Genomic DNA, 21149 nt, shown 5'->3' with positions numbered 1-21149 from the left:
GCCTGGAACGCGTGAGTACCGAGAGCGACATCCGGGAGTTCCTGGCCTCCCGCCGCGCCAGGATCACCCCGCGGCAGGCGGGGCTGCCCGTCCACGGCGGCAACCGCCGCGTGCCGGGCCTGCGCCGGGAAGAAGTCGCCCTGCTCGCCGGCGTCAGCATCGACTACTACGTCCGCCTGGAACGGGGACACCTCGCCGGCGCCTCGGAGGAGGTTCTCGACGCCGTCGCCGGCGCCCTCCACCTCGACGACGCCGAACGCGCGCACCTGTTCGACCTGGCGCGGGCCGCCGCCAAGCGCCCCGCCCGCCGCACCCGGCGCGACCGCGGACCCCTGCCCGACAGCGTCCTGCGCGTCCTGGACTCCATGACCGACTCCCCGGCCTTCATCCGCAACGGACGCCTGGACATCCTCGCCACCAACCGGCTCGGCCGCGCCCTCTACTCACCGCTGTTTCCCGGCGACACCGCCCGTACGGCCAACATCGCCCGCTTCCAGTTCCTCGACCCCCGGGGACACGACTTCTTCCCCGACTGGGAGGAGTCCCTGAACACCACCGTCTCCCTGTTGCGCACCGAGGCCGGCCGCGCCCCGCACGACAAGGACCTCACCGGCCTGATCGGTGAGCTGGTCACCCGCAGCGAGGAGTTCCGCACCGCGTGGGCGAAGCACAACGTGCGCCTGCACCACACCGGCCGCAAGTCCTTCCGCCACCCGGCCGTCGGGATCCTGTCCCTCGACTTCGACGCCATGGAACTGCCCGCGCAGCCGGGCCTCACCCTCACGGCCTACAGCGCTGCCCCCGGCACCCCCGACCACGACACCCTGCGGCTGCTGGCCACCTGGGCCGCCACCGAAGACCCACGCACCGCGGAACGAAATCCGGTCGACAGGCACAGCGGCGACCGGCTGTGATGCCTCTACCGCCCGCCGCACGGAGCAGGCCGGCCGCAGGAGCTGCACTTGGAAACCGCGACGACCGCAGACACACGCCCCGAGATCGACTCCACGCTGGTCAGGCGCCTGGTCGACACCCAGTTCCCGCAGTGGGCAGGGCTCCCTCTGAAGCTGCTCGACCCGGCCGGATCCGATCATGTGATCTACCGGCTGGGTGAGGAGCTGACCGTCCGGCTGCCCCGCCACGCCGAGGCGATCGGACAGGCCAGGAAGGAGTTCCGGTGGCTGCCCCGGCTTGCCCCGCACCTCCCCCTCGCCGTCCCGTTCCCGGTGGGGGTGGGGGAGCCCGGTCTCGGCTATCCGTGGCCGTGGGCCGTGTCCCGATGGCTGGAGGGCGAGGTGGCGACCGTCGAGGCCCTGGCCGACTCCACCGGGGCCGCGGTCGCACTGGCGCGGTTCCTGGCCGCCCTGCAGTGCTTCGCGCCCGAGGACCTGCCCGCCGACGACATCGGCGAAGACCTCGCCGGCCGCCCGTTGGCCGACCGGGACCGCGCGACGCGGGCCGCCATCGCCCAGGTGGACGGCGTGTTCGACGCCGCGGCGATGACCGACCTGTGGGACGCGGCGCTGAACGCCCCCGGATGGGACGGTCCTCCGGTCTGGTTCCACGGTGACTTCCACACGGGCAATCTGCTGACCGTCGACGGCCGCCTCAGCGCCGTCATCGACTTCGGCGAGCTCGGCATCGGTGACCCGGCCCGCGACCTGATGATCGCCTTCACCCTGATGACAGCCGGCAACCGAGCGGCCTTCCGTGACGCGCTCGGCGTCGACGACGCCACGTGGACGCGGGGCCGCGGCTGGGCCCTGGCCACCGGCTTGAACGCCTACACCTCCTACGCCGCCGTCGCCCCCCGGGTCGCCGCGCAGACCACCCGGCAGATCACGGCAGCCCTCGTCGGCTGACCCTCCCCCGGAGCGACCGCCCGCGGCTCAGGCGTGGGACAGGGCGAACGAGACGAGGAACCCGCTCACCGTGACCAGTCCGACGGCCAGGTGGGCGTCCTCGAAGGCCTCCGGGATCATCGTGTCGGCGATCATGGCGAGGATCGCCCCGGCCGCCACCGCGGTGACGGCGGCGATCACCGCCGGGGAGAAGGCTCCGACGACGGTGCAGCCGAGGACGGCGGACGAGGGCGGGTGCCCGGATGCGGGCCAGGTCAGCCGACCGGATGTGCCGCTCCCCGCACGACCGTCTGGAGGAAGCCCACCGTGTCGCCGGCCATGTCCTGGCAGGTGAGCGGACCTTCGACGTCGGGCGTGTGTTCGTGCGCCCGCCGCTCGGGAAGGAAGAGGCGGTACTCGGCGGCGAGGTTGGCGCGCTGCGCTCCCCACGTGTCGTCCGTGCAGAAGCCGCCGTGCAGCAAGGCCGGCGGATCGCCGGTCCCCTCCGTCTCGTACCACGCCCTGACCCCAGGAAGGTCCGCGTAGGCGCCCGTCGTGTCCCGGCCCTCTCCGGACGGCCCTCCTCGCGGGGCCGGGCTCGGCCGCGGTCTCGACGCCCGCAGCCGCGTGCACGGGGCCGGACCGCCTACTGCGCCTGTGCCACGATCTGGATCAGGTTCCCACAGGTGTCGTCGAGGACGGCGGTGGTGACCGGGCCCATCTCCAGCGGCTCCTGGGTGAAGTGGACGCCGAGGCCGCGCAGGCGCTCGTACTCCGCCCGCACGTCGGCGACGGCGAACTGGGCGAGCGGGATGCCGTCCTGGACGAGCGCGTCGCGGTAGGGCTTGACGGCGGGGTGGCCGGCGGGCTCCAGGAGGAGTTCGGTGCCGTCGGGCTCGTCGGGCGAGACGACGGTCAGCCATCGGTCCTTCTCGCCCACCGGGACGTCGTGCCTCTTCACGAAGCCGAGGATCTCGGTGTAGAAGTGCAGGGCCTTGGCCTGGTCGTCGACGAAAACACTGGTCAGACGGATCTTCATGGGGCGCTTTCCTCCGGTCCGGGAGCGTCGGGCACGGGCCATCGCTCGGTGATCTGCCGCAGCGGGGCGGTGTTCAGGTCGTGGAACTTGCAGCGGCCCTCCCGCCTGGTCTCGACGAGCCCGGCGGCCTCCAGCACGGCGAGGTGCTGGGACACCGCCTGGCGCGAGAGGCCGAGCTGATGCTTCATGCTCAGCCGCGAGCAGATCTCGAACAGTGTCTGTCCGGACTTCTCCACGAGCTCGTCGATGATGATGCGGCGGGTGGCGTCGGCCAAGGCTTTGAAGAGGTCGTCGGCCACGACCCCAGTATAGGCAAGTGGTTACTTGCCTATCAAGGCGTGGTGGGCTGGAAGGCGATCGCGATGACGTCGTCGCACAGGGTGGGTGCCCATCGGGCGAGGTCGTCCTGGAGGAAGGTGATGAGGGCGGCGGGGGAGACCGGCCGGTCGCTGTCGTCGCAGTACGCCTGGACCCGTTCGCGCAGCGGATAGAAGGTGCCCGTGGCGCTGCGTGCCTCGGTGACGCCGTCGGAGTAGGCCACGAGGATGTCGCCGGGCTCCAGCGCGCGGTCGGCGGTGTCCGGGGATGCGGGCAGCAGGTCGGCCATGCCCAGGGGCAGACTGTGCTCGGTCTCCACGACCGACGTGGCGCGGGCTCGGACGGCGAGCAGAGGCTGGTGTCCGCGGTCCAGAATCCGCACGGCGCCCCCGTCCGGGGAGAACTCGAGCAGGACGGCCGTGGCAAACAGCTCGTCCGCCGGTGCCGCGCCGTCCGCGGGCGGGGCAGCGGGCTGCGTGCGGCTGATGGGCTCCATCGGGGGGTTGTCGCGGTCCAGTTCCAGGGCCACGTCGATCCGGTCGGCCACCTGGGACAGCGCCGGATGGAGCTGCGCCGCCTCCTGGAAGGTGGAGATCACCGTGGCCACGGTCTGGGTCGCACCGATGCCCTTGCCCTTGACGTCCCCGACGATCACGCGGACGCCGAACGGCGTCGGGCGGACGCTGTAGAGGTCCCCGCCGATGAGGGCATCGTCGTCCGCGGCCCGGTAGAAGCCGGCCACCCGTAACGGGCCGATCCGGGCAGGCAGGGGACGGAGCAGTGCCAGTTGCACGGCTTCGGCGACCGCCTGGACGTGGCGGAAACGCCTCTCGGCCCGTCGGAGTACCACGCAGAGCACGACGGACAGCAGGGTGACGAAGCCCAGCACGACCAGCGCCACGACGGTCAGCGGACCGACGTGGTCCTCGAGCTGCTCGGTGACGACCAGCAGGACACATCCGGCGACACCGGTCGCGGCGACACCGATCGGCGGATAGGTGAAGATGGCCAGCACCACCGAAGCCGACAGCAGCGGTCCGAAGAAGTAGCGCGGTGGCGTCGCCTGGTCGAGGGCCATCGCCATCACGATCAGGGCGGGCGGGAACCAGCGCAGCCATCGCGGCGGCCAGGGATGCTGCTCAGCCCGCCGCCGGTACTCCACAGCAGCCCGACCCGCACCCACAGCTGTCGCTCCCTTCCCGCCAAGCGTCCCGGCAGGCCCGAGGGCCTTGGCGAGCATCATGCCCGAGCGGACCCGCCCCGGACGGCACCAACCCACCGCTCAATGGCTGCGGAGCACCTGCCCCGTCCTTCCTCTCACCGCCCGGCCCCGTCAGCCGATGGTGACGACACGCGCCCAGGGCGGGGGTGTGTCCGGGACGTAGTCGGGGTCGTTCTCGTCGAGGCCGTCGGCCGGGCGGGGGAAGAGCCCGACCACCGTGCGGCAGGGAGGCTGCGCGGACGGCCAGGGCGTCTGACCGTCCGTCAGCGCGACGATCACGTCCGGGCGGGGCCGGGACCGCAGCGCCCGCGCGAAACCGGAACGCAGGTCCGTTCCGCCACCGCCGAGCAGCTCCATGTTCTCGGCACGACAGAGCGGTACGGCCACCCCGGCCGCCGCGTCGCAGGAGATCACCGAGACCAGGTCGCGCCGCCCGCCCACCGCCTGCGAGATCGCCGCCACCTCCAGCAGCGCGCTGCCCAGCTCCGCGTCGCTCACCGACCCGGAGGTGTCGATCACGACGCAGACCCGGGGCGGCGTCCGGCGCAGGCTCGGCAGCAGCACCCCGGGCACACTCGCCGACCGCCGGGACGGACGCCGGTAACTGTGGTTCTCGCCCACCCCCGGCCCACCGGCCGCCGAGCGGACCGCTGCCCCCAGCAACTCCCGCCACGGCTGCGGCGGGTGGAAGGCCTCGTCCGCCCAGCGACGCCACCCCTCCGGCGCGTGGCCGGGCCGCCCCTTGATCCCCTCCGCGACCCGGAAGCGGACCGCGTCCCGCTGCTGCCTGCTCAGCCCGTGCGCGCCGTCGGGACCCAGTTCCCACGGCCGCTCCTGCCCGTCGGCGCCGCTGCCGCAGTCCAGCCAGGCCAGGTCCGAGGCGAGCCCGGACAACGACGCGGTCCGCAGGTACTCCTCCATCAGCAGACCGGAGGGCAGCCGCAGCAGCGACGGCAGCACCACGCCCTCGGGCCTGGGCAGGCCGTCACCGTAGATGTCGTCGTTGATCTCGAAGTCGGCGGCGATGTTCCGCCGCAGCCTCCCCCGGCTTTCGGCCCGGGGGACCCCCGTCTCGCCTCGCTCGCCCGGCCCGTACTCCTCGTGCTCCCGGGCGTACCGCTCGCCCCGCCCGTGATGGTCCCGGAGCAGGTGGGAGACCTCGTGGACCCAGACGCCCGCCAGTTCCTCCACGGGCATACGCGCCACGAAGCCGGGGGAGACGTAGCAGCGCCAGTGCGCGTCCACCGCCATCGTCGGCACCGACCGGTCCTCCACCACGTGCAGCGCGAAGAGCGCGTCGGCCAGGTAGGGGCGGACCTTCACGGCGTGCAGCCGCGCGGCCAGCAGTTTCTCCCTGTCCAGCCGGAGCCCCGGCCGCTCCGCCGCTTCCGCGGGCCCGGTGCCCGCCCCGGCCCCGGTCCACGGCTCCGGCAGCGTCGCCCGCACCGGGCGCGGCGGCGGGGCCGGCGGCATGGGGTGCGGCACCGGCCGTTTCCGCCGCGACGCCGGACCCGGCAGCGGACGCGACTCCGTTCGCCGCACGGACCCCGTCATCGGCGCGCCCCCGCCGCCCGCGCGGTGCCGGCCGCCTCGGCGACCCGCTCCACCGACCGGTCCGCCCGCCGGGCGAGACCGACCACCCCGGCCAGCCGCTCCACCGCGTCCGGCACCTCCCAGTCGTCGCGCCGCAGGGCCGCCAGCGCCGTCGCCGGGGCGACCAGCAGATCCGGTGCGCCGGTCTCCAGCGCCCGCACCAGCACCGCCCAGCCGGCCTCCCACCGCTCCCGCCGCGGCCGCGCCCCGACGGCGGCGACCACCGCCTCCAGCGTCGCCTGCCGCAGGTCGCCCCGCTCCGGCAGTTCGGCGGCGGCCGGGTCGGCGAGCAGTGATTCCGGGTCGGGCAGGTCCATCCGGTCCAGATGCGCGAGGAGTTCGAGGCCCGGCCCGTCGCCCACCGCGCCCCGCACCAGCAGCGCCAGCACGTCCCGGGAGACGGAGGCCGCCGTGCCGAAGGCCAGCAGCGTCAACGCGGCCTCCCAGCTACGGGGCGAGGGCCAGGCGCCGCCGCGTCGCGCGTCGCTTCCGGGCAGCCGGTGGATCAGCGTCGGCCGGGCCTTCAGGAAGCCGCAGACCGCCCGCCGGGCGAACGCCACCGCCTCCGGCAGCCGCTCCGCGTCCAGCCGGGGCAGCTCCGCGCGGGGCCAGACCCCGCCCAGTCCGCGCACCACCACCTCCCGGTCGTGCGCCCAGTACAAGTGCACGAACCGGTTGGCCAGGGGCGGGCTCAGCTCCCACCCGTCCGCCGCGGAGGCCCGCGGATTGGCGGCGGCCACGATCCGTACCCCCGGCGGCAGGTGCAGCGCACCGACCCTCCGCTCCAGGACGACCCGGAGCAGTGCGGCCTGCACCGCCGGGGTGGCGGTGGAGAGCTCGTCAAGGAAGAGCAGGCCACGCCCGGCCCGCACCAGTTCCACGGCCCACTGCGGCGGCGCCATCGGCACCCCCTGCACGGCAGGGTCGTCACCCACGATGGGCAGCCCGGAGAAGTCGGACGGCTCGTGGACGCTGGCGATCACGGTGGTCAGCGGCAGGTCGAGGGAGTCGGCGAGCTGGGTCAGGGCCGCGGTCTTGCCGATGCCCGGCTCGCCCCAGAGCAGGACGGGCAGGTCGGCGGCGACGGCCAGGGTGAGCGCCTCGAGGTTCTCGTCGGGGCGCGGTTCGGTGGTGGTCGTCCGCAGCAGGGACAGCAGGGCCTCGGCCAGGACGAGTCCGGAGTCGGTGGTCGCGGCGGACCCGGGCGGGAAGGTGCGGGACGTCATGGTCATCACCTGGATGTGGGAGAGGGAGGGACGGGAGGGCCCGTCCCGAAGGTCGTGGGTGGGACACGCGGCATGAGCCGCGGCACGGCACGGAGAAGGGTGTGGGTCAGGCGGTGAGAGCGGTACGGGGCCGGACCCGGCTGCCGCCCTTGCGGCGCACGGCGAGCGGCATGTGGCGGTCGACCCGGGGACGGCGCTCCGCCTCCGCACCGGCAGCGGGGTGCACGGAAACCAGCCCCGAGCGGAAGAGCCCGTGGTCGATACGGCGGACCGCGGCCGACTCCAGTGCGTCCCGCAGCGGCCCGTCGCGCAGGGTCGCTCCGGGGCCGAGCAGTGCCTCGACCACGGCCAGCGCCCCGACGGCGTCACCGTGCGCGAGCCGTTCCCGGACCGCGGGCAGGGCCTCGGGACTGTGGTGCACCGCGTCGATGGCCCGCAGGCAGGGCAGCGGCGGTCCACCGAGCGCCACCAGGAGCTCCTCCCGCCGCACCTGTTCCGCGTCGTGGTCGATCGCCGTCAGCACTCCGTCACGCAGGGCGATCCGGTGGATCTCGCCCCGGCACTCCACCCGGTGCGGATCACCGGACCGGCGTACGACGCCGGCTCTCGTGCCGGAAGCCGCCGGCACGGACGGTGAGCCGTTCCCCGTCAGCGCCGCGGCGACGAGCGGATGCAGTTGTCCGGCCGGGACGAGACCCGCCCGCAGCAGCTCCAGGTCCGGCAGGACCCGGGCCGCGGCCTCCGGCAGCAGCGGGAGTGCCGCGACCTCCTGCGGTGGCGGTGTCCCGGGCAGGGGACGGAACGTCGGGGCATGACTGTCGTCGGGGGCGACGAGCTGGAGCACGGCGCGGCTGCGCGGTCCGAGGCGTACGGTGAAGGCGCCACGCGGGCGCCCTGCCGACCGCAACAGGTACTCCGCCTCTGACGCCCAACGCCCCACCGCCCACGGGCCGTTGGGTAGTTCGTGGACGGACGGTCCGCCGGGTCCGCAGGACGGTTCCCCGGCCGCGCCGCTCCGCCGGGCCAGCTCGCCGCTTCGCCCGGCGTCCCAGAGATGCCGGTGCAGGTCGAGCCGGAAACGCCGGTCGGGATGCGGATGCGGGTGGTGCCCGAAGCGGTCACCGCCGGATCCGTCCCACAGGGTCAGGGACATGCGCTGTCCGGCGTCCGCCCGGGCGGGCGGTGTCCGCACCACGAGATGCGGCGTCGTCGTGCCGGAACCGCGGTAACGGGCGAGGGAGAGCGTGAGGCCGGGGCGCAGCCGCCCGTCGGGGGCGATCCGGGGCATGTGCCAGCGCAGCAGATCCGGCGCCAGCCGGCGCAGGTCGGCCCGGAGGCGATGGGCGAGGTCGGTGCCGTGGCGGTCGCGCACGGCGCGCAGATCGAGGTCGACGTCGATCCGGGCGGCGGCACAGGCCCCCGCCCAGTCACCGACCGCACGCCGTGCGGTCGCGGTCTCGATCATGGACGGTGGCACGGCGTACTCGCGCACGCGGTGCCACATCAACAGGTGGGCCGGAACACCGTTCGCGGGGTGATGTGCCATCAGCACTCACCCGAGGCGAACGATTCCCCCAATCCGTACGAGGAGAAGTTCATCATCGCGGGCATGCTAACCACGTCGGTGATGATCTGTCACCCGGCTTTCGCCCTGGGGGTCTCAGGCGTTCTGCGGGTACCAGCGCAGTTCCACGGTGTTGCCGTCGGGGTCCTCCACGTAGAGCGAGACGGCGGTGCCCCGGGCACCGAAGCGCTCGCCGGGGCCGTCCAGCACGGTGAACACGCCCGAATCGACGACCTGCTGCCAGTCGAGGGGCTCGACCACCAGACAGATGTGGTCGACGTTGGAGCCCCGCTCGCCGTCGGCGGGTGCCTCGACGAGGTCGATGATCGTGGTGGGGCTCACCCGCACGGACGGGAAGGGCACCTTGCCGTCCCGCCACTCCTCGACCCGTACGGGATCCAGGCCCAGAGGGCCGGTGTAGAAGGCGAGCGAACGCTCGACGTCGGCGACGTTGAGGACGAGGTGGTCGAAGGCGATCACGCGCATGGGTGTCTCCACAGGTGAAGGCGCCCGGGGCGCCGAGGGGGCTAGGAGGGGCCGGTGTCAGTGTCGTCCGGCCCGGGTTCCAGCATGGCCGAGCGGGCATCCAGCGGTCCAACGCATGTTTGTCATCCGATCCATCGTGCTTCACGATCCACGCATGGATCTCCAGCAGATGCGCTACGTCCTCGCGGTCGCGGAGACCGCCAGCTTCACCCGGGCCGCCGAACGGTGTCACATCGTCCAGTCCGCGCTCAGCCACCAAGTCGCCCGGCTGGAGAAGGAACTGGGCGCCCGGCTGTTCGAGCGGACCAGCCGACGGGTGCGGCTGACCGCCGCCGGAGAGGCGTTCCTGCCGGCCGCACGCCAGGCCCTGGAAGCGGCGGAACGGGCCCGGGCGGAGGTGGCGGCGGCCACCGGCGAGATACGGGGCAGGCTCACCGTCGGGTCGATCCCGACGGTCGCCGCCGTCGATCTCCCGGCAGTGCTCCGCGACTACCGCCGGCGCTTTCCCCAGGTGAGGATCAGTCTCCGCGCGGGCTCCAGCGAGCGCCTCGTCGAGCAGGTGCGTGACGGCACACTCGACGCGGCCTTCCTCGGCGTACAGCCGGGATTCCGGCTGGAGGGCGTCCACGACGAGGAACTCGCCCATGGCCGGCATGTCGCCGTGGTCGCCCCGGACCACCCGCTGGCCGCGGAGGACGAGGTGGACCTTCAGCTCCTCGCCGGTGAGGTGTTCGTGGACTTCGCCGAGGGCAGTGCCGCCCGTGCCCAGTCGGACCAGGCGTTCGCGGCCGCCGGCCTGCGCCGCGAGGTCACCTTCGAGGTGTCCGGAGTCGAGCTGATGGTCCGGATGGTCCGCCACGGACTGGGCATCGCCCTGCTGCCCGCGGCGTTCACCACCGAACTGCACGGGCTGCGCTGCGTAGCCATCGCCGACGGGCCGGTACGGGTGGAACGCCTGGTCTGGAGACGCGTCACCCCGTCCCCCGCGGCCTCCGCCTTCCTCTCCCTGCTCGGCGTGGGCGCCGCCAGTCCGCCGTCGTAGAAGGCCGGCCGGCCCTCACGGCTGCGCAGGGCGCCCGCCGAACTGCCAGTTGTGCACCTCGACGCCGGCGTACCGGTCCGGGGTCAGGACGGCGCGAGCCGTCTCCGGGTCCGGTGCCCGGACCAGCACCGCCGTGCCCAGCCAGGTGACGCCGTCGTCGGACAGCAGCGGCCCGTAGGCGATCAACTCGTCCCGGCCGGGCGGCACCTCCAGGTCGGCGGCCCGCCCCGCGCCGAGACCGAGCACCAGGTACCGGTTGCCGCCGGTCCGGCCGCCGGGGAAGTCCCACATGGTGCGCCCCAGCGTGTTGCGCCACCGTCGCAGCAGTACGTCCCGGTAGGCGCCGGCCTGGTAGTTCGGCTCGTCGAAGGCGAACGCGCGGGCAGCGGCGGGGTCGGGCAGGTCGACGATGTGCAGGCTTCCCGTAGGTGTGTCACCGTCGTCGGCGAGGGTCGGACCCCGCGCGATCATCTCCTTCGCGTACCGGTCCATGTAGGACCAGTGTTCTTCGCTCAACGCGTCGCGCAGTGCCGCGGAACCGGGACGGTCGCGGTGGTAGCAGAGGAACTCCATGCCCCAAGGATCTCTGCGAGGAGGTGGCCAGGTCGAGCGGGTTTCGCTGCGGTGGCCCCTCGGCGGCCGTGTCAGGGGCCGTCGTTCCCGTTCGGCAGACCCAGGGCGACGGTGCGGGATCCCGGAGTGAAGCCGGCCAGGGAGAGCTCCCAGTCCTCCTCACCGGGCCAGTGGTACGTCACGCGGCCCTCGGCAGGGCGGTAGTGGGCCGTGTACACCGTGCCCAGCCACTCCTCGTACGCGTACTGGTACAGCGGCGGTCGCAGCATCGCGGCGACGTCGACTCCCGCCGCCCGCACGGCGGCCAGCCGTTCCTGGGTCCGGCTGAATCGCTCCTGCTCGTCCGGAACCGGCAGGTGCTGATGGTTGGCGGCGCAGTTGTCCGGCGTCCCGGTGAGCGGAATGTCGGGTCCCACATGGACCGTCGCCGTGCGGTCCGGGTCGACGAGGGTGACGTTCTGCGGGATCGCGACGGGTATGACGCGCAGCCGCTCCACCGCCTCGCCGACGGTACGGCACGTCTCCAACAGGTAGCGCAGCACGATCGGAAGGGCGAATCCGGGCCCGTGGACGAACCGGCCGCCGAAGGTGAGCGACACCGCGAGACCGGCGTCGTTCATGCCGTCCAGCAGCCCCCACCCTGCTTCCTGCATGCCGACCACCGGCCGCAGGAAGTCGGAGGAGACGATGGTGCCTTCGCAGGCGTCGGGGGCGAAGTCGTAGTTCCTGAGCAGAGTGCCTTCGGCCCCGATCTGGGTGCAGCCGGAGAAGAACGGCCGCACCGCCGCCAGGGTGAGAAACGTCCTGGCCGGAGCCCAGTCGAGCTGGCCGGCGAGCCGGTCCAGTGCCGGGACCAGTTCGGGCATGTGCGTCTCGAACAGCCGCTGGGCCCGGGCGGCACCCTCCGGGGTACGGCCCTCCTCGGTCAGCCAGTCCTCGGCGGCGGCCAGGGCCGGCCGGACGTGCCCGGCCCATGTCCCGTCACTTCCGTCACCGATCTCGACGGCGTGGAACGTCTTCACGTAGTGGGTCATGACGTCGGACTCAAGCCCTTATAGCGCCGTCATGTCAACAAACGCAGGCGGCCGATGGTCGGCGGTACGCGGTCAGGACGGCGCGTCCGACTGCCGGTCGGCCGCCGACGCGTCGGCGCCCCGGCGGCAGGCCGCATCGTGCAGATCGCCGAGCGAGGTCCACCAACGCTCGCAGCAGTCGTGGACGGCGGAGCGGTGGGACGCCGCGGACCGGGTGCACTCCGGCCCGTGCGCGAGCGTGCCCGAAGACCGCCAGAACGCGCAGCACGGTGCCGGGGCGGCGAGTGGTCCCGCCGGGCGAGGCCGGGCGAGCCGCTCGGCCCGCTGTGCCCGGGTGACCCGCCGCTGGTACTCCGCACGGGCATCGGCGGCGCAGCAGGCGAAGACGGCCACGCCGAACAGGCCCGGCAGCGACAGCAAGGGATGGTACGTGGCCGCGTAACCGGCGCACCCGAGAAGCAGGACGGCGACTGCGCTGCACGCGCGGGCGGTGTGCAGGGTCGGCGGCACGAGGACTCCCACTGGTCGGCGACGTTGAAGGCTCGGGATCCCGTATGCCCCGTCGTCACCGCCGTACGTGTCCGGGCTGCCGCACCACAGGACGGGCGCGGGAACCGCGGTCGCGGCTCCCGCGCCGTGCGGCCCGCTGTCAGCCGGGCACCCGGGTCACCCCACCTCCGCCGCCGCCCGGCGACGGGCCACTCCGTCGAGGAAGCGGCCCCGCTGTACGGGGTCGGTGGCCAGATCCACCCCGGCGCGGGCCAGGGCGGCCGCCCCGTCCAGAACGGCGCGGTCGGCACCCGGACCGGTCCCGTAGCGGGTGAAGTCCTCGGTGTGCTGGAGGGCGCCCCCGGTGTCGTATCCGATGCACGGGTGGATCGACGGCACGACGTGGGACACGTTGCCCATGTCGGTGGAGGCCATCGGCTCACCCTGGCGGGCCACCGGATTCCGTCCGAGCGTCCGGGCCGCTTCCTCGTAGGTCGAGGTCAGGAACGGGTCCTGCCGCAGATCGGCGAAGTCGTGACCGTGCGGGACGAGTTCCAGCTCCGCTCCGGTGGCCAGCGCGCCCGCTTCGAGGCAGGCCCGCACCCGGCGCCGGGCGTCCGCGAGATCCCCGGTCGTGCGGGCCCGTATCTCGTAACGCGCACGGGCGAGCTCCGGGATGACGTTGACGGTGTGCCCCGCCTCCAGGACCACGTCGTGGACCAGCGTCCCCGGCGGCAACTGCTGACGCAGCAGGCCGACCGCCGTGTGGGCCAGCGTGACGGCGTCGAGGGCGTTCACACCCTGCCAGGGCGCGACGGCGGCGTGGGCCGGTGCCCCGCGATAGGTCACGTCCCACGCGCCGACGGCGTAGGACGAGGCACCGACCGAGTCCTCCGGTGCGGCGTGCACCATCATCGCCGCGGCGGCGTCGTCGAACACCCCCGCCTCCAGCAGCGTCACCTTCCCGCCGACGTCCTCCTCGGCCGGCGTGCCCACCAGTTTCACCGTGACGCCGATGCTGTCGGCGACCGCTGCCAGACCGAGGGCGGCTCCCACGGCCGCGGCACCGTTGACGTTGTGCCCGCAGGCGTGCCCGATGCCCGGCAGCGCGTCGTACTCGGCGCACAGGCACACCACGAGGTCGCCGGTGCCGTAGGTGGCGACGAGGGCGGTCGGCAGCCCGGCCACTCCCCGCGCCACCCGGAAACCGGCGTCCGTGAGGAGGTCCGCGATCTTGGCGGCCGACCGGTGCTCCCGCAGCGCCGTCTCCGGCTCCGCGTGCAGGCTGTGGCTCAGTCCCACCAGGGCCTCGCCCCAGGAGCGGACGGCGTCCGTGGCGGCGGCGCGGGCATGCTCGCGCGCGGGCGTCCGCGGCTGTTCCGGTCGGGTGTGCGTCATGCCGCCTCCTCCTTGTGCGCGAGGCGCGGTGCGCGTGGAACGGCGGAGGCGGCGGGCCCGCCGCGGAACAGCAGGCCGAGCAGTGCCCCGCCCAGGGCGACGGCCGCGCACGTCCCCCAGGACCAGAGGTAGCCCGCCCCCGCGACACCGCCGCCGGACGCGGGATGCCCGGCGAACAGCGCCGCGATGAGCGCCGCCCCGATCGCCGCTCCCAGGGAGAGCGCCAGTTCGTTGATGCCGACGGACAGGGCCGTCTCCGACTCGTCGACCACCTCGACCGACAGGGTGCGTGTGACGGCCTCGAACATCCCCGTCGCCACGCCCACCAGCAGCGCCCCCACGAGGTACTGCGGCAGGGAACCGTGGAACAGCATCAGGCAGACGAAGCCCGCCGCGCCGACTCCGCCCCCGGCGACGAGGGTCGCCCGGTCGCCGACGAGCCGGGCCAGCCGAGGCGACGCCGTGGACCCGCCGAAGCCCGCGACGACCATTGCCAGGGACACCAGCGAGATGGCCCGCGACCCCAGCCCCATCCCGTAGCCCCCGTCGTCCGGCTCCGAGCCCAGGAAGACCGCGTTCGCGCCGAGGAAGCCGATGGCGCCGAACGCGGCGCAGAAGGTATGGGCGCTGACCACGGCCAGCCGCGGGTTGCGCAGCAGGGACAGGTTGACCAGCGGATGGTCCGCCGTATGTTCGACGCGGATCCACACGACGAGGAGGACCACGGCGGCGGCCCCGGTCAGCAGCGAGGACGCCGAGGCCCATCCCCAGGTGCCGCCCTCCGTCAGTAGCAGGACGAGGGCGCCCAGACCGAGGGTCAGCAGCACCGCGGCCGGGGTGTTGAACCGGCCGGCGCGCGGAGCGGTGCCGGCGGGCAGGACGAACGCCGCGACCAGGGCCATGACCGCGAACGGCACGGCGGTCCACAGGCCCGCCGGCGCGTGCTCCTCGCTCAGCGAGCCGGCGACGAATCCACCGGTGCCGATGGACAGCAGCAGTGCGCCGACGAGCACCGACATGCCGGAGCGGCCGTGCTCCGGGGCCCGGGAGCGGAGGATTCCGGCCAGCAGGGGAAAGAAGCCGACGACGGCGCTCTGCAGCGTCATGCCGAGCGCGAGCGTGGCGGTCGTCGGCCTCAGGGCGATCAGCAGAGATCCCGTGGCCACCATGGCGACGGCGATCCGCAGCAGCCGCCGGTGGCCCCGGATGTCGCCCCAGCGCGACAGCAGCGGGGTCAGCACCGCGAACGCGAGCTGCGACAGCAGATAGAGGTTGCTCTGCCCCACGCCGCCCAGCCCGACGTGGCGGCCCACCACGGGCAGCAGAGGCGTCAGATAGCCCTGGACGACGCCGCTGCAGACCACGATGACCGTCATGGTCGCGAGCAGGCCCCGGTTGCGACCGATGGCACCCGGCACTGTGTCACCCTCTTTCCTTGGCTGGAACACGACATGGTGACTACAGTGCGAGCGCTGGAGGAATCGGCCGCCGACTCGGCGGAAAGCGTGCGGGAGGCCCGGCCGGGATGAAGGAATCGGGCACAGCCACCGAACTGGACCTCGCACTCGTGCACGCGCTCCAGATCCGCCCCCGTGCCACATGGGCCGATCTCGCCCCCTCGCTGGGCGTCGCGGCGGTGACGCTGGCCCGCCGCTGGGAACGGCTCACCGAGCGGGGGCTCGCCTGGCTGTCCGCCGTCCCCGGGCCGGCCTTCTCCCACACCCGGTGCACGGCGTTCGTCCTCGTCGGCTGCCGGCCTGCCGCACGGGAGCGGCTGGCCGACCGGATCGCCGAGCTGAGCGAGGCGGTGACCGTCGAACTCACCACGCCCGGCGGCGCCGACCTGCTGCTGGACGTGCTGGCCCCGGACCTGGCCGCCCTGCACCGCTTCGTGGACGAGCGGCTGGCCCGGCTGCCCGGGGTGACCGGGGTGGAGTGCCTGTTCGCCACGTCGCTGTACACGGAGGGCAGCAGGTGGCGGCTGGGCTCCCTGGACTCGGCCCAGCTCTCCGAGCTCGGCCGGCCGGTGACGGCGGACCGGGGCACCGCACCGTCCGTCGCCGCGCTCGACGACATCGACCGTGAGCTGCTCGGTCTGCTGGCCCTCGACGGGCGAGTGGCACTGGTGGAGCTGGCCCACAGCGCGGGGACGAGCGCCGCGACCGTCCGGCGGCGGCTGGGCCGGCTCACGCGCTCGGGGGTGGTCGCGTTCCGCTGCGACGTGGCTCCGCCCCTCGTGGGGCTGCCCGTCCCGGTGACCTTCCGCTGCCGGGCACCGGCCAAGGACGTCAACGCCCTGCACCGCACGCTGGCCACCCTCCCCGGATGCCGGCTCGTCGCCGCCGTCACCGGAACCGCCAACGTCCTGGCCACCTACTGGCTGCCGGACATCGGAGCCGTCCAGCACCGCGAGACGGTGATGTGCGAACGCCTCCCGTCCCTGGAGATCACCGATCGGGTCATCGGCGTCCGTACCGTCAAACGCATGGGGCACCTGCTGGACGCCGACGGCTGCCGCACGGGAACACGGGCGATCCAGGTCTGGTAGCGCGGTGATCCCCCCGGGGCCGGCCCGGTCGGAGGACGTCCGCAGCCCGGATGCGCGGGGTGCGTATCCGGGCTGTGCGGTGGGGAGCCGAGGGGACGGCCCCGGTGTCAGGCCGCGAGCGTCCTGTGCAGGGCGTCGAGGCCGTCGCGGTAGATGCCGGTGAAAAGGTCGACGACCTCTTCCTCGGTGACGCCCTCGGGGGTGAAGCGTCCGGACCACTGGACCTCGGCGATGTCGTCACGGCCGGGGACCGTGTGGACGCGGATGGTGGAGACGTACCCGGCGACGGGGAACGGCGCCTGGAGGATGGCGTAGCTGTAGTGGCGCTCGGTGTCGTTGAAGGCCACGAGCCGCTCGACGATCACCTCGCCGTCCGGGTTCGTCAGCCGGCGGACCCGGCCGCCCTCGAGCGGGGTGCTGTCGGGGATGTAGGGAAGCCAGTCGGGCAGGGCGTCGAAGCCGCCGATGAGGCTCCAGACCGTGTCGGGCGAGGCGGGCACGGTGCGGCTGACGGAGGTGGAGGCCATGGTGTTTCTCCCGGATGCTGGTGCTGGGGTGGAGCTTTCGGGGTGGGAGGCCGGCGGGGTCAGGCGCCGTCGGGGAGCGGGGCGGCCGGGCTGACCAGACCGGCGGCGCGCAGGTCGGTCCAGAACGCGGCCGGGACGGTCTCGTCGAGGGCGGCGAGGTCCTCGGCGATCCGGCTGGGCCTGGTGGCGCCGGGGACGACCGCCGCCGTGACCGGGTGGGCGAGGGAGAACTGGAGGGCGGCGGCCTTGATGGAGATGCCGTGCTTCTGGGTCAGGGCCTTGAGGCGGGAGACCTTCTGGACGATCTCCGGCGGAGCCTGCTGGTACTCGAAGTGGGCGCCGCCGGCGAGGATGCCGGAGCTGTAGGGGCCGCCGACGACCATGTCGACGTTCTGCCCCTGGGCCAGGGGCAGCAGGCGCTGGAGGGCGTGCTCATGGTCGAGGAGGGTGTACCGGCCGGCGAGCAGGAAGCCGTCGGGCTGCGGCTCGTCGAGGGCGAGGGTCAGTTCGATGGGCTCGGTCTTGTTCACGCCCAGGCCCCAGGCCTTGATGACGCCCTCGTCGCGAAGGCGGGACAGGACGCGGAAGGCTCCGGTGCGGGCCTCCTCGAACTTCTGGATCCACGCGTCGCCGTGGAAGTCCTGTGCGATGTCGTGGACCCAGACGATGTCGAGGCGGTCGACACCGAGGCGCTCGAGGCTGCCCTCGATGGAACGCTCGGTGGCGTCGGCGGTCCACTCGTGGAGGATCCTGTTCGGGTTCCCGTGCTCGAACAGACCGCCCTTCTCCCCGAAGTCGGGGACGTCGGACTCGTGCTCGTCGAGGATGACCCGGCCGACCTTGGTGGACAGGACGTAGGAGTCGCGGGGTTCGGTGGAGAGGACCCGGCCGAGACGTTCCTCGGCGAGGCCGGCGCCGTAGAAGGGGGCGGTGTCGTAGTAGCGGATGCCCTGGTTCCAGGCGGCCTCGACGGTGGCGCGCGCCTCGTCGTCGGGGATCGCGCGGAACATGTTGCCGAGCGGGGCGGTGCCGAAGCCGAGACGGCCGGGAAGGATTCCCTTGAGGGACATGCTGGTGCCTTTTCGATCGGGTTGGCGGCTCCGCTCGCGGACCGCGGCAGTGGATGCGCGGCGGCGTCCCGTCGGAGCCGGGCCTACGGCGCGGTTGAATGCAATGCAAGAGCGCCTTACAGGTGAAGACAATAATTGCAGACGCTGGGTAATGCAAGTGACTGCCGCACGGAGCCCGGTTCGGCGGGCCCGGTCGCCAGGGTGCCGACCGGGGCGCATCCTGGAGGAACCACCTGGCCCCTCGCCCGGGAGGAAAGCACCATGGCGGTCGAGCGTGCCGGTCTTGTCGTCCACAAGGGACGCCCCGAAGCCGTGGAAGCCTCGCGTTCGGTACGGGCCTGGTGCGACGACCACCACGTCCCGTGCGCCGAGATCGACGTGTGGGACGCCGCGGAAGAGCGGCGCAGCGCCCGCGAGGAGATGGAGGCGGCCGGGAACCCGGACCTGATCGTCACCCTGGGCGGTGACGGGACGTTTCTGCGCGGGGCCCGCCTGGCCGCGCCCAACGATTCCCTGCTGCTGGGCATCGACTTCGGCCACGTCGGCTTCCTCACCGAGGTGCCCGCACACGACGTGCTCCAGGCTCTGGACGCCGTCCGCGAATCCCGCGTCACCGTCGAAGCGCGCATGCTGCTCACCATGCGCGCCTCCAGGCCGCTCTCGCTTCCCCGGGAACTCGGTCCGCTGGTGCGGTACGGCCGCAGACCGTCCCTGCCCCCACCGCAGGTGCGTCCCGGATGCGAGGCCGGCGGAGGGTGGGGGGTGGCGCTCGATGTGCTCGGGCTGAACGAGGTCGTCGTGGAGAAGTTCGCCCGGGACGGCCGGGTCGCCGCCGCGGTCTACTTCGCGGGGAGGCTGCTCGCCTGCTACGCCGGCGACGCGTTGCTGGTGGCGACCCCGACGGGCTCGACCGCCTACAGCTTCGCCGCGAGCGGACCCGTGGTCTCGCCCCGCGCGGAAGCCCTGGTCTTCACGCCCGTCGCGGCGCACATGGTCTTCAACCGGTCGGTCCTCGCCGCGCCGGACGAGCCGATCGCCATGCGTCTCCTGCCGCACTCCGGGAGCGCGGCGGTCAGCGTGGACGGCCAGCTCCGCGGCGTACTGGACCCCGGTGACTGGATCGGCGTCTATGCCGCGCCGAGTCCGCTGCGGGCGGTGCGCCTGGGGCCGACCGACTTCTACGGTCGCCTGCGCGAGCGGCTGCGGCTGACCGACGCGCCCGCCACGGCGTCCGACGCCGGTGTGCCCTCGGCCTGGCCGCTGACGGCTCCGCCGCCGCACGACCTGGACCACCTGAACCTGCCGACACTCTCTGAGGGCAGACGTCTGCCCGCCGTCCGGCGCGCCGACGGCGGTGTCTGACCCGCGGTGGTGCGGCGGCGAGGGGGTCGGGCCGGAAGGTGAAGAGCGCGGTCGGGCCTACCGCCGTCCCGCCGGAACGTCCACCGCTTCCACGGCCTCGACCAGCGAGGTCAGCTCGGGGTTCTTGGCGGCTTCGTCGAGCGCTTCCCGCAGGGCGGTGTCGTTGGTCGGCCGGGCTTCTTCCAGGAGTTTCAGGCCGGCTTCGGTGACGTCGGTGTAGATGCCGCGGCGGTCGGTCGGGCACAGGTACCGCGAGAGCAGGTGCCGGTCCTCGAGGCGGGTGACCAGGCGGGTGGTGGCACTCTGGCTGAGGACGACCGCGTCGGCGACCTGCTTCATCTGCAGGTGCCCGCCGTCGCCGTCGTGCTGGCGGCTGAGCACGTCGAGCAGCGAGTACTCCCGCACGCTCAGATCGTGCTTGGACTGCAGGGCGCGCTCGATGTGTGCCTCGATCTTGCCGTGCAGGAGGGAGAGGGCACCCCATCCGCTGGCGAGAGCGGTGAGCGCGGGGTCTGTGGCGGTCATGGGAGCCAGGTCTCCTTCCGAGGTTGGCTGCGCATACAGCATAGGCCATCAAATGAAATATTAGCAAGGGTCAATATAGCGCTCATGCAAGTATCTGCCCCCACTGCGCTGCTTCGCCGGGGGCGGTACCGCCATGATGGTCGGCGGCGGGTGACGGCACGGCAGTCGATCCAGAGGGAGCGGAAGATGCGAGCAGTCGTCGTCGGATGCGGTATCGCCGGTGCGGCGGCCGGCTATGAGCTGGCGCGCGAGGGCGTGGACGTGGTCCTGGTGGACTCGCGGGCACCCGGACGCGCCACATCGGCCGGAGCGGGCATCATCTGCCCGTGGTCGTCCCGGGCCGACGACGAGGAGTGGTACCGGATCGCGGTCGCCGGAGCCGAGCACTATCGCGATCTGCTGGCGGCGCTGGCCGCCGACGGGGAGACCGGCCTCGGCTATCGGCAGGTCGGTGCGCTGCGTCTGGTCGAGGAGGCCGAATCCACCGAGACCTTCCGCCGCGTGGCCGAGCGCGCCGCGCAGTCCCCGTCGGCGGGCGAGGTGGAGCTGGTCGGCGCTCGCCGGGCCCGTGACCTCTTCCCGCCCCTCGCTCACGACGACCCGGCGATCCACATACCGGGAGCGGCGCGCCTGGACGGCCGCTCGGTCCGCGACGCGATGATCCGCGCCGCCGTCCGGCACGGCGCACGGCTGACGGAAGGATCGGCCACGATCGTCGCCGACGGTGCGGTGCGCGGAGTGCGGGTTGCGGACGAGTTCGTCGAGGCGGACGCCGTGGTCGCGGCGGCCGGTGCCTGGTCGCCGCGCCTGCTCGAACCCCTCGGCGTCCGGGTGCGCATCGCACCCCAGCGCGGCCAGATCGTGCATCTGCGGCTGCCGGGAGCGCGGACCGCGGACTGGCCCGTGGTGCTGCCCGGGTCGCACCACTACCTTCTCGCCTTCGACGACTCACGGCTCGTGGTCGGGGCGACGCGCGAGGACGGCGCCGGGTTCGACCACCGGGTGACCGCGGCCGGGCTGGCGGAGGTGCTCGGGGAAGCGCTGTCGGTGGCTCCCGGACTGGCGGACGCCACCCACCTGGAGACCCGCGTCGGGTTCCGCCCCGTGGGCCCCGACATCCGGCCGGTGCTCGGCGCGGTGCCCCAGATCGAGGGGTTGGTCGTGGTCAACGGCCTCGGAGCGTCGGGGCTCACGATCGGTCCCTACGCGGGCTCGATCGCGGCCCGTCTGGTCCGTCGGGCGGACGCGGGGATCGACCTCTCGCCGTACGACCCGCTGCGCTGAACCCGCCT

Annotated in this window: 21 protein-coding genes and 2 pseudogenes; 6 read left to right on the top strand and 17 right to left on the bottom strand. The window is 73.3% G+C overall.

All coding sequences use genetic code 11. From position 1 onward, the window contains the following. Positions 1-2: 2 nt before the first annotated feature. Positions 3-914, top strand: coding sequence for a helix-turn-helix domain-containing protein (locus ACIRG6_RS08440; protein ID WP_403321832.1), 912 nt, complete (start codon positions 3-5; stop codon positions 912-914). A 48-nt stretch (positions 915-962) separates the two neighbouring features. Continuing rightward, positions 963-1862 (top strand): aminoglycoside phosphotransferase family protein, encoded by a 900-nt coding sequence (locus tag ACIRG6_RS08435; protein WP_364820446.1) that lies wholly within the window; start codon positions 963-965, stop codon positions 1860-1862. 27 nt (positions 1863-1889) lie between these two features. On the opposite strand, the pseudogene ACIRG6_RS08430 reads toward ACIRG6_RS08435, so the two are convergent. The 9 genes and pseudogenes from ACIRG6_RS08430 to ACIRG6_RS08390 all read right to left on the bottom strand — a co-directional run. Next, positions 1890-2087 (bottom strand): annotated as a pseudogene (locus ACIRG6_RS08430) (ZIP family zinc transporter); the annotation flags it as partial. A gap of 32 nt (positions 2088-2119) precedes the next feature. Beyond that, a pseudogene (locus tag ACIRG6_RS08425) lies at positions 2120-2392 on the bottom strand (alpha/beta fold hydrolase); the annotation flags it as partial. Between the two features lie 95 nt (positions 2393-2487). Then, entirely contained in the window at positions 2488-2880 is a 393-nt protein-coding gene (locus tag ACIRG6_RS08420; RefSeq protein ID WP_364820444.1) for a VOC family protein, read from the bottom strand. Beyond that, positions 2877-3179: an ArsR/SmtB family transcription factor gene (locus tag ACIRG6_RS08415; RefSeq protein WP_364820442.1), complete on the bottom strand. Its 303-nt coding sequence runs from the start codon at positions 3177-3179 to the stop codon at positions 2877-2879. The genes ACIRG6_RS08420 and ACIRG6_RS08415 overlap by 4 nt, the downstream gene beginning before the upstream one ends. A 32-nt stretch (positions 3180-3211) precedes the next feature. Further along, positions 3212-4381 carry a PP2C family protein-serine/threonine phosphatase gene (locus tag ACIRG6_RS08410; protein WP_364679196.1) on the bottom strand — a complete coding sequence of 390 codons (1170 nt, stop codon included), beginning with the start codon at positions 4379-4381 and terminating at the stop codon, positions 3212-3214. Between the two features lie 150 nt (positions 4382-4531). Then, entirely contained in the window at positions 4532-5893 is a 1362-nt protein-coding gene (locus tag ACIRG6_RS08405; RefSeq protein ID WP_403321829.1) for a vWA domain-containing protein, read from the bottom strand. A 77-nt stretch (positions 5894-5970) separates the two neighbouring features. After that, positions 5971-7239, bottom strand: coding sequence for an AAA family ATPase (locus tag ACIRG6_RS08400; RefSeq protein ID WP_403321606.1), 1269 nt, complete (start codon positions 7237-7239; stop codon positions 5971-5973). A gap of 106 nt (positions 7240-7345) precedes the next feature. Beyond that, complete coding sequence (locus tag ACIRG6_RS08395; protein ID WP_403321603.1) at positions 7346-8785, bottom strand: hypothetical protein; 1440 nt, start codon at positions 8783-8785, stop codon at positions 7346-7348. A gap of 114 nt (positions 8786-8899) precedes the next feature. Next, the gene (locus ACIRG6_RS08390) at positions 8900-9289 is read right to left on the bottom strand and encodes a VOC family protein (RefSeq protein WP_318216948.1); all 390 of its coding nucleotides are present in this window, start codon (positions 9287-9289) and stop codon (positions 8900-8902) included. Positions 9290-9443: 154 nt separating this feature from the next. Here ACIRG6_RS08390 and ACIRG6_RS08385 point away from each other — a divergent pair, with 154 nt between their 5' ends. Further along, positions 9444-10331 carry a LysR family transcriptional regulator gene (locus tag ACIRG6_RS08385; protein WP_364679184.1) on the top strand — a complete coding sequence of 296 codons (888 nt, stop codon included), beginning with the start codon at positions 9444-9446 and terminating at the stop codon, positions 10329-10331. Between the two features lie 15 nt (positions 10332-10346). On the opposite strand, the gene ACIRG6_RS08380 is transcribed toward ACIRG6_RS08385, so the two are convergent. The 5 genes from ACIRG6_RS08380 to ACIRG6_RS08360 all read right to left on the bottom strand — a co-directional run bounded on the left by ACIRG6_RS08380 (position 10347) and on the right by ACIRG6_RS08360 (position 15243). Next, on the bottom strand, positions 10347-10904 hold the full coding sequence (locus ACIRG6_RS08380) for a YciI family protein (RefSeq protein ID WP_364679181.1): 558 nt from the start codon (positions 10902-10904) through the stop codon (positions 10347-10349). 71 nt (positions 10905-10975) lie between these two features. Continuing rightward, positions 10976-11938 (bottom strand): C45 family peptidase, encoded by a 963-nt coding sequence (locus tag ACIRG6_RS08375; RefSeq protein WP_364820431.1) that lies wholly within the window; start codon positions 11936-11938, stop codon positions 10976-10978. Between the two features lie 72 nt (positions 11939-12010). Further along, on the bottom strand, positions 12011-12448 hold the full coding sequence (locus ACIRG6_RS08370; protein WP_364679176.1) for a hypothetical protein: 438 nt from the start codon (positions 12446-12448) through the stop codon (positions 12011-12013). Positions 12449-12604: 156 nt separating this feature from the next. Further along, on the bottom strand, positions 12605-13825 hold the full coding sequence (locus ACIRG6_RS08365; RefSeq protein WP_364679173.1) for an amidohydrolase: 1221 nt from the start codon (positions 13823-13825) through the stop codon (positions 12605-12607). Next, positions 13822-15243 (bottom strand): MFS transporter, encoded by a 1422-nt coding sequence (locus ACIRG6_RS08360; RefSeq protein WP_364679170.1) that lies wholly within the window; start codon positions 15241-15243, stop codon positions 13822-13824. Before ACIRG6_RS08360 ends, ACIRG6_RS08365 begins: the two co-directional genes overlap by 4 nt. A gap of 107 nt (positions 15244-15350) precedes the next feature. On the opposite strand from ACIRG6_RS08360, the gene ACIRG6_RS08355 reads away from it, so the two are divergent. After that, positions 15351-16373, top strand: coding sequence for an Lrp/AsnC family transcriptional regulator (locus ACIRG6_RS08355; protein ID WP_403321597.1), 1023 nt, complete (start codon positions 15351-15353; stop codon positions 16371-16373). A gap of 107 nt (positions 16374-16480) precedes the next feature. Here the strand turns inward: ACIRG6_RS08355 and ACIRG6_RS08350 are convergent, their stop codons facing one another. Then, positions 16481-16900 (bottom strand): SRPBCC family protein, encoded by a 420-nt coding sequence (locus tag ACIRG6_RS08350; RefSeq protein WP_364679164.1) that lies wholly within the window; start codon positions 16898-16900, stop codon positions 16481-16483. 59 nt (positions 16901-16959) lie between these two features. Beyond that, positions 16960-17970, bottom strand: coding sequence for an aldo/keto reductase (locus ACIRG6_RS08345; protein ID WP_364679161.1), 1011 nt, complete (start codon positions 17968-17970; stop codon positions 16960-16962). Between the two features lie 261 nt (positions 17971-18231). Between ACIRG6_RS08345 and ACIRG6_RS08340 the strand changes: the two genes are divergently transcribed. Then, positions 18232-19332 (top strand): NAD(+)/NADH kinase, encoded by a 1101-nt coding sequence (locus ACIRG6_RS08340; RefSeq protein ID WP_364679159.1) that lies wholly within the window; start codon positions 18232-18234, stop codon positions 19330-19332. A gap of 57 nt (positions 19333-19389) precedes the next feature. On the opposite strand, the gene ACIRG6_RS08335 is transcribed toward ACIRG6_RS08340, so the two are convergent. Next, positions 19390-19857, bottom strand: coding sequence for a MarR family winged helix-turn-helix transcriptional regulator (locus ACIRG6_RS08335; RefSeq protein WP_189229421.1), 468 nt, complete (start codon positions 19855-19857; stop codon positions 19390-19392). Positions 19858-20043: 186 nt separating this feature from the next. Here ACIRG6_RS08335 and ACIRG6_RS08330 point away from each other — a divergent pair, with 186 nt between their 5' ends. After that, the gene (locus ACIRG6_RS08330; protein WP_364679155.1) at positions 20044-21141 is read left to right on the top strand and encodes an NAD(P)/FAD-dependent oxidoreductase; all 1098 of its coding nucleotides are present in this window, start codon (positions 20044-20046) and stop codon (positions 21139-21141) included. The last annotated feature ends 8 nt before the right edge of the window (positions 21142-21149 follow it).

It is taken from the genome of Streptomyces flaveolus (assembly GCF_044765825.1).
GTDB classification, from domain to species: domain Bacteria; phylum Actinomycetota; class Actinomycetes; order Streptomycetales; family Streptomycetaceae; genus Streptomyces; species Streptomyces flaveolus.
Note: the sequence above shows the minus strand (reverse complement) of the source record. Positions and strands in the feature narration are given on the sequence as shown.

Bases quoted from the DNA above. Each gene is read 5' to 3' on its own strand.
- ACIRG6_RS08420 (WP_364820444.1), bottom strand. From the start codon at position 2,880: ATGAAGATCCGTCTGACCAGTGTTTTCGTCGACGACCAGGCCAAGGCC.
- ACIRG6_RS08405 (WP_403321829.1), bottom strand. From the start codon at position 5,893: ATGCCGCCGGCCCCGCCGCCGCGCCCGGTGCGGGCGACGCTGCCGGAG.
- ACIRG6_RS08400 (WP_403321606.1), bottom strand. From the start codon at position 7,239: ATGACGTCCCGCACCTTCCCGCCCGGGTCCGCCGCGACCACCGACTCC.
- ACIRG6_RS08395 (WP_403321603.1), bottom strand. From the start codon at position 8,785: ATGGCACATCACCCCGCGAACGGTGTTCCGGCCCACCTGTTGATGTGG.
- ACIRG6_RS08390 (WP_318216948.1), bottom strand. From the start codon at position 9,289: ATGCGCGTGATCGCCTTCGACCACCTCGTCCTCAACGTCGCCGACGTC.
- ACIRG6_RS08385 (WP_364679184.1), top strand. From the start codon at position 9,444: ATGGATCTCCAGCAGATGCGCTACGTCCTCGCGGTCGCGGAGACCGCC.
- ACIRG6_RS08380 (WP_364679181.1), bottom strand. From the start codon at position 10,904: ATGGAGTTCCTCTGCTACCACCGCGACCGTCCCGGTTCCGCGGCACTG.
- ACIRG6_RS08375 (WP_364820431.1), bottom strand. From the start codon at position 11,938: ATGACCCACTACGTGAAGACGTTCCACGCCGTCGAGATCGGTGACGGA.
- ACIRG6_RS08365 (WP_364679173.1), bottom strand. From the start codon at position 13,825: ATGACGCACACCCGACCGGAACAGCCGCGGACGCCCGCGCGCGAGCAT.
- ACIRG6_RS08355 (WP_403321597.1), top strand. From the start codon at position 15,351: ATGAAGGAATCGGGCACAGCCACCGAACTGGACCTCGCACTCGTGCAC.
- ACIRG6_RS08350 (WP_364679164.1), bottom strand. From the start codon at position 16,900: ATGGCCTCCACCTCCGTCAGCCGCACCGTGCCCGCCTCGCCCGACACG.
- ACIRG6_RS08345 (WP_364679161.1), bottom strand. From the start codon at position 17,970: ATGTCCCTCAAGGGAATCCTTCCCGGCCGTCTCGGCTTCGGCACCGCC.
- ACIRG6_RS08340 (WP_364679159.1), top strand. From the start codon at position 18,232: ATGGCGGTCGAGCGTGCCGGTCTTGTCGTCCACAAGGGACGCCCCGAA.
- ACIRG6_RS08335 (WP_189229421.1), bottom strand. From the start codon at position 19,857: ATGACCGCCACAGACCCCGCGCTCACCGCTCTCGCCAGCGGATGGGGT.
- ACIRG6_RS08330 (WP_364679155.1), top strand. From the start codon at position 20,044: ATGCGAGCAGTCGTCGTCGGATGCGGTATCGCCGGTGCGGCGGCCGGC.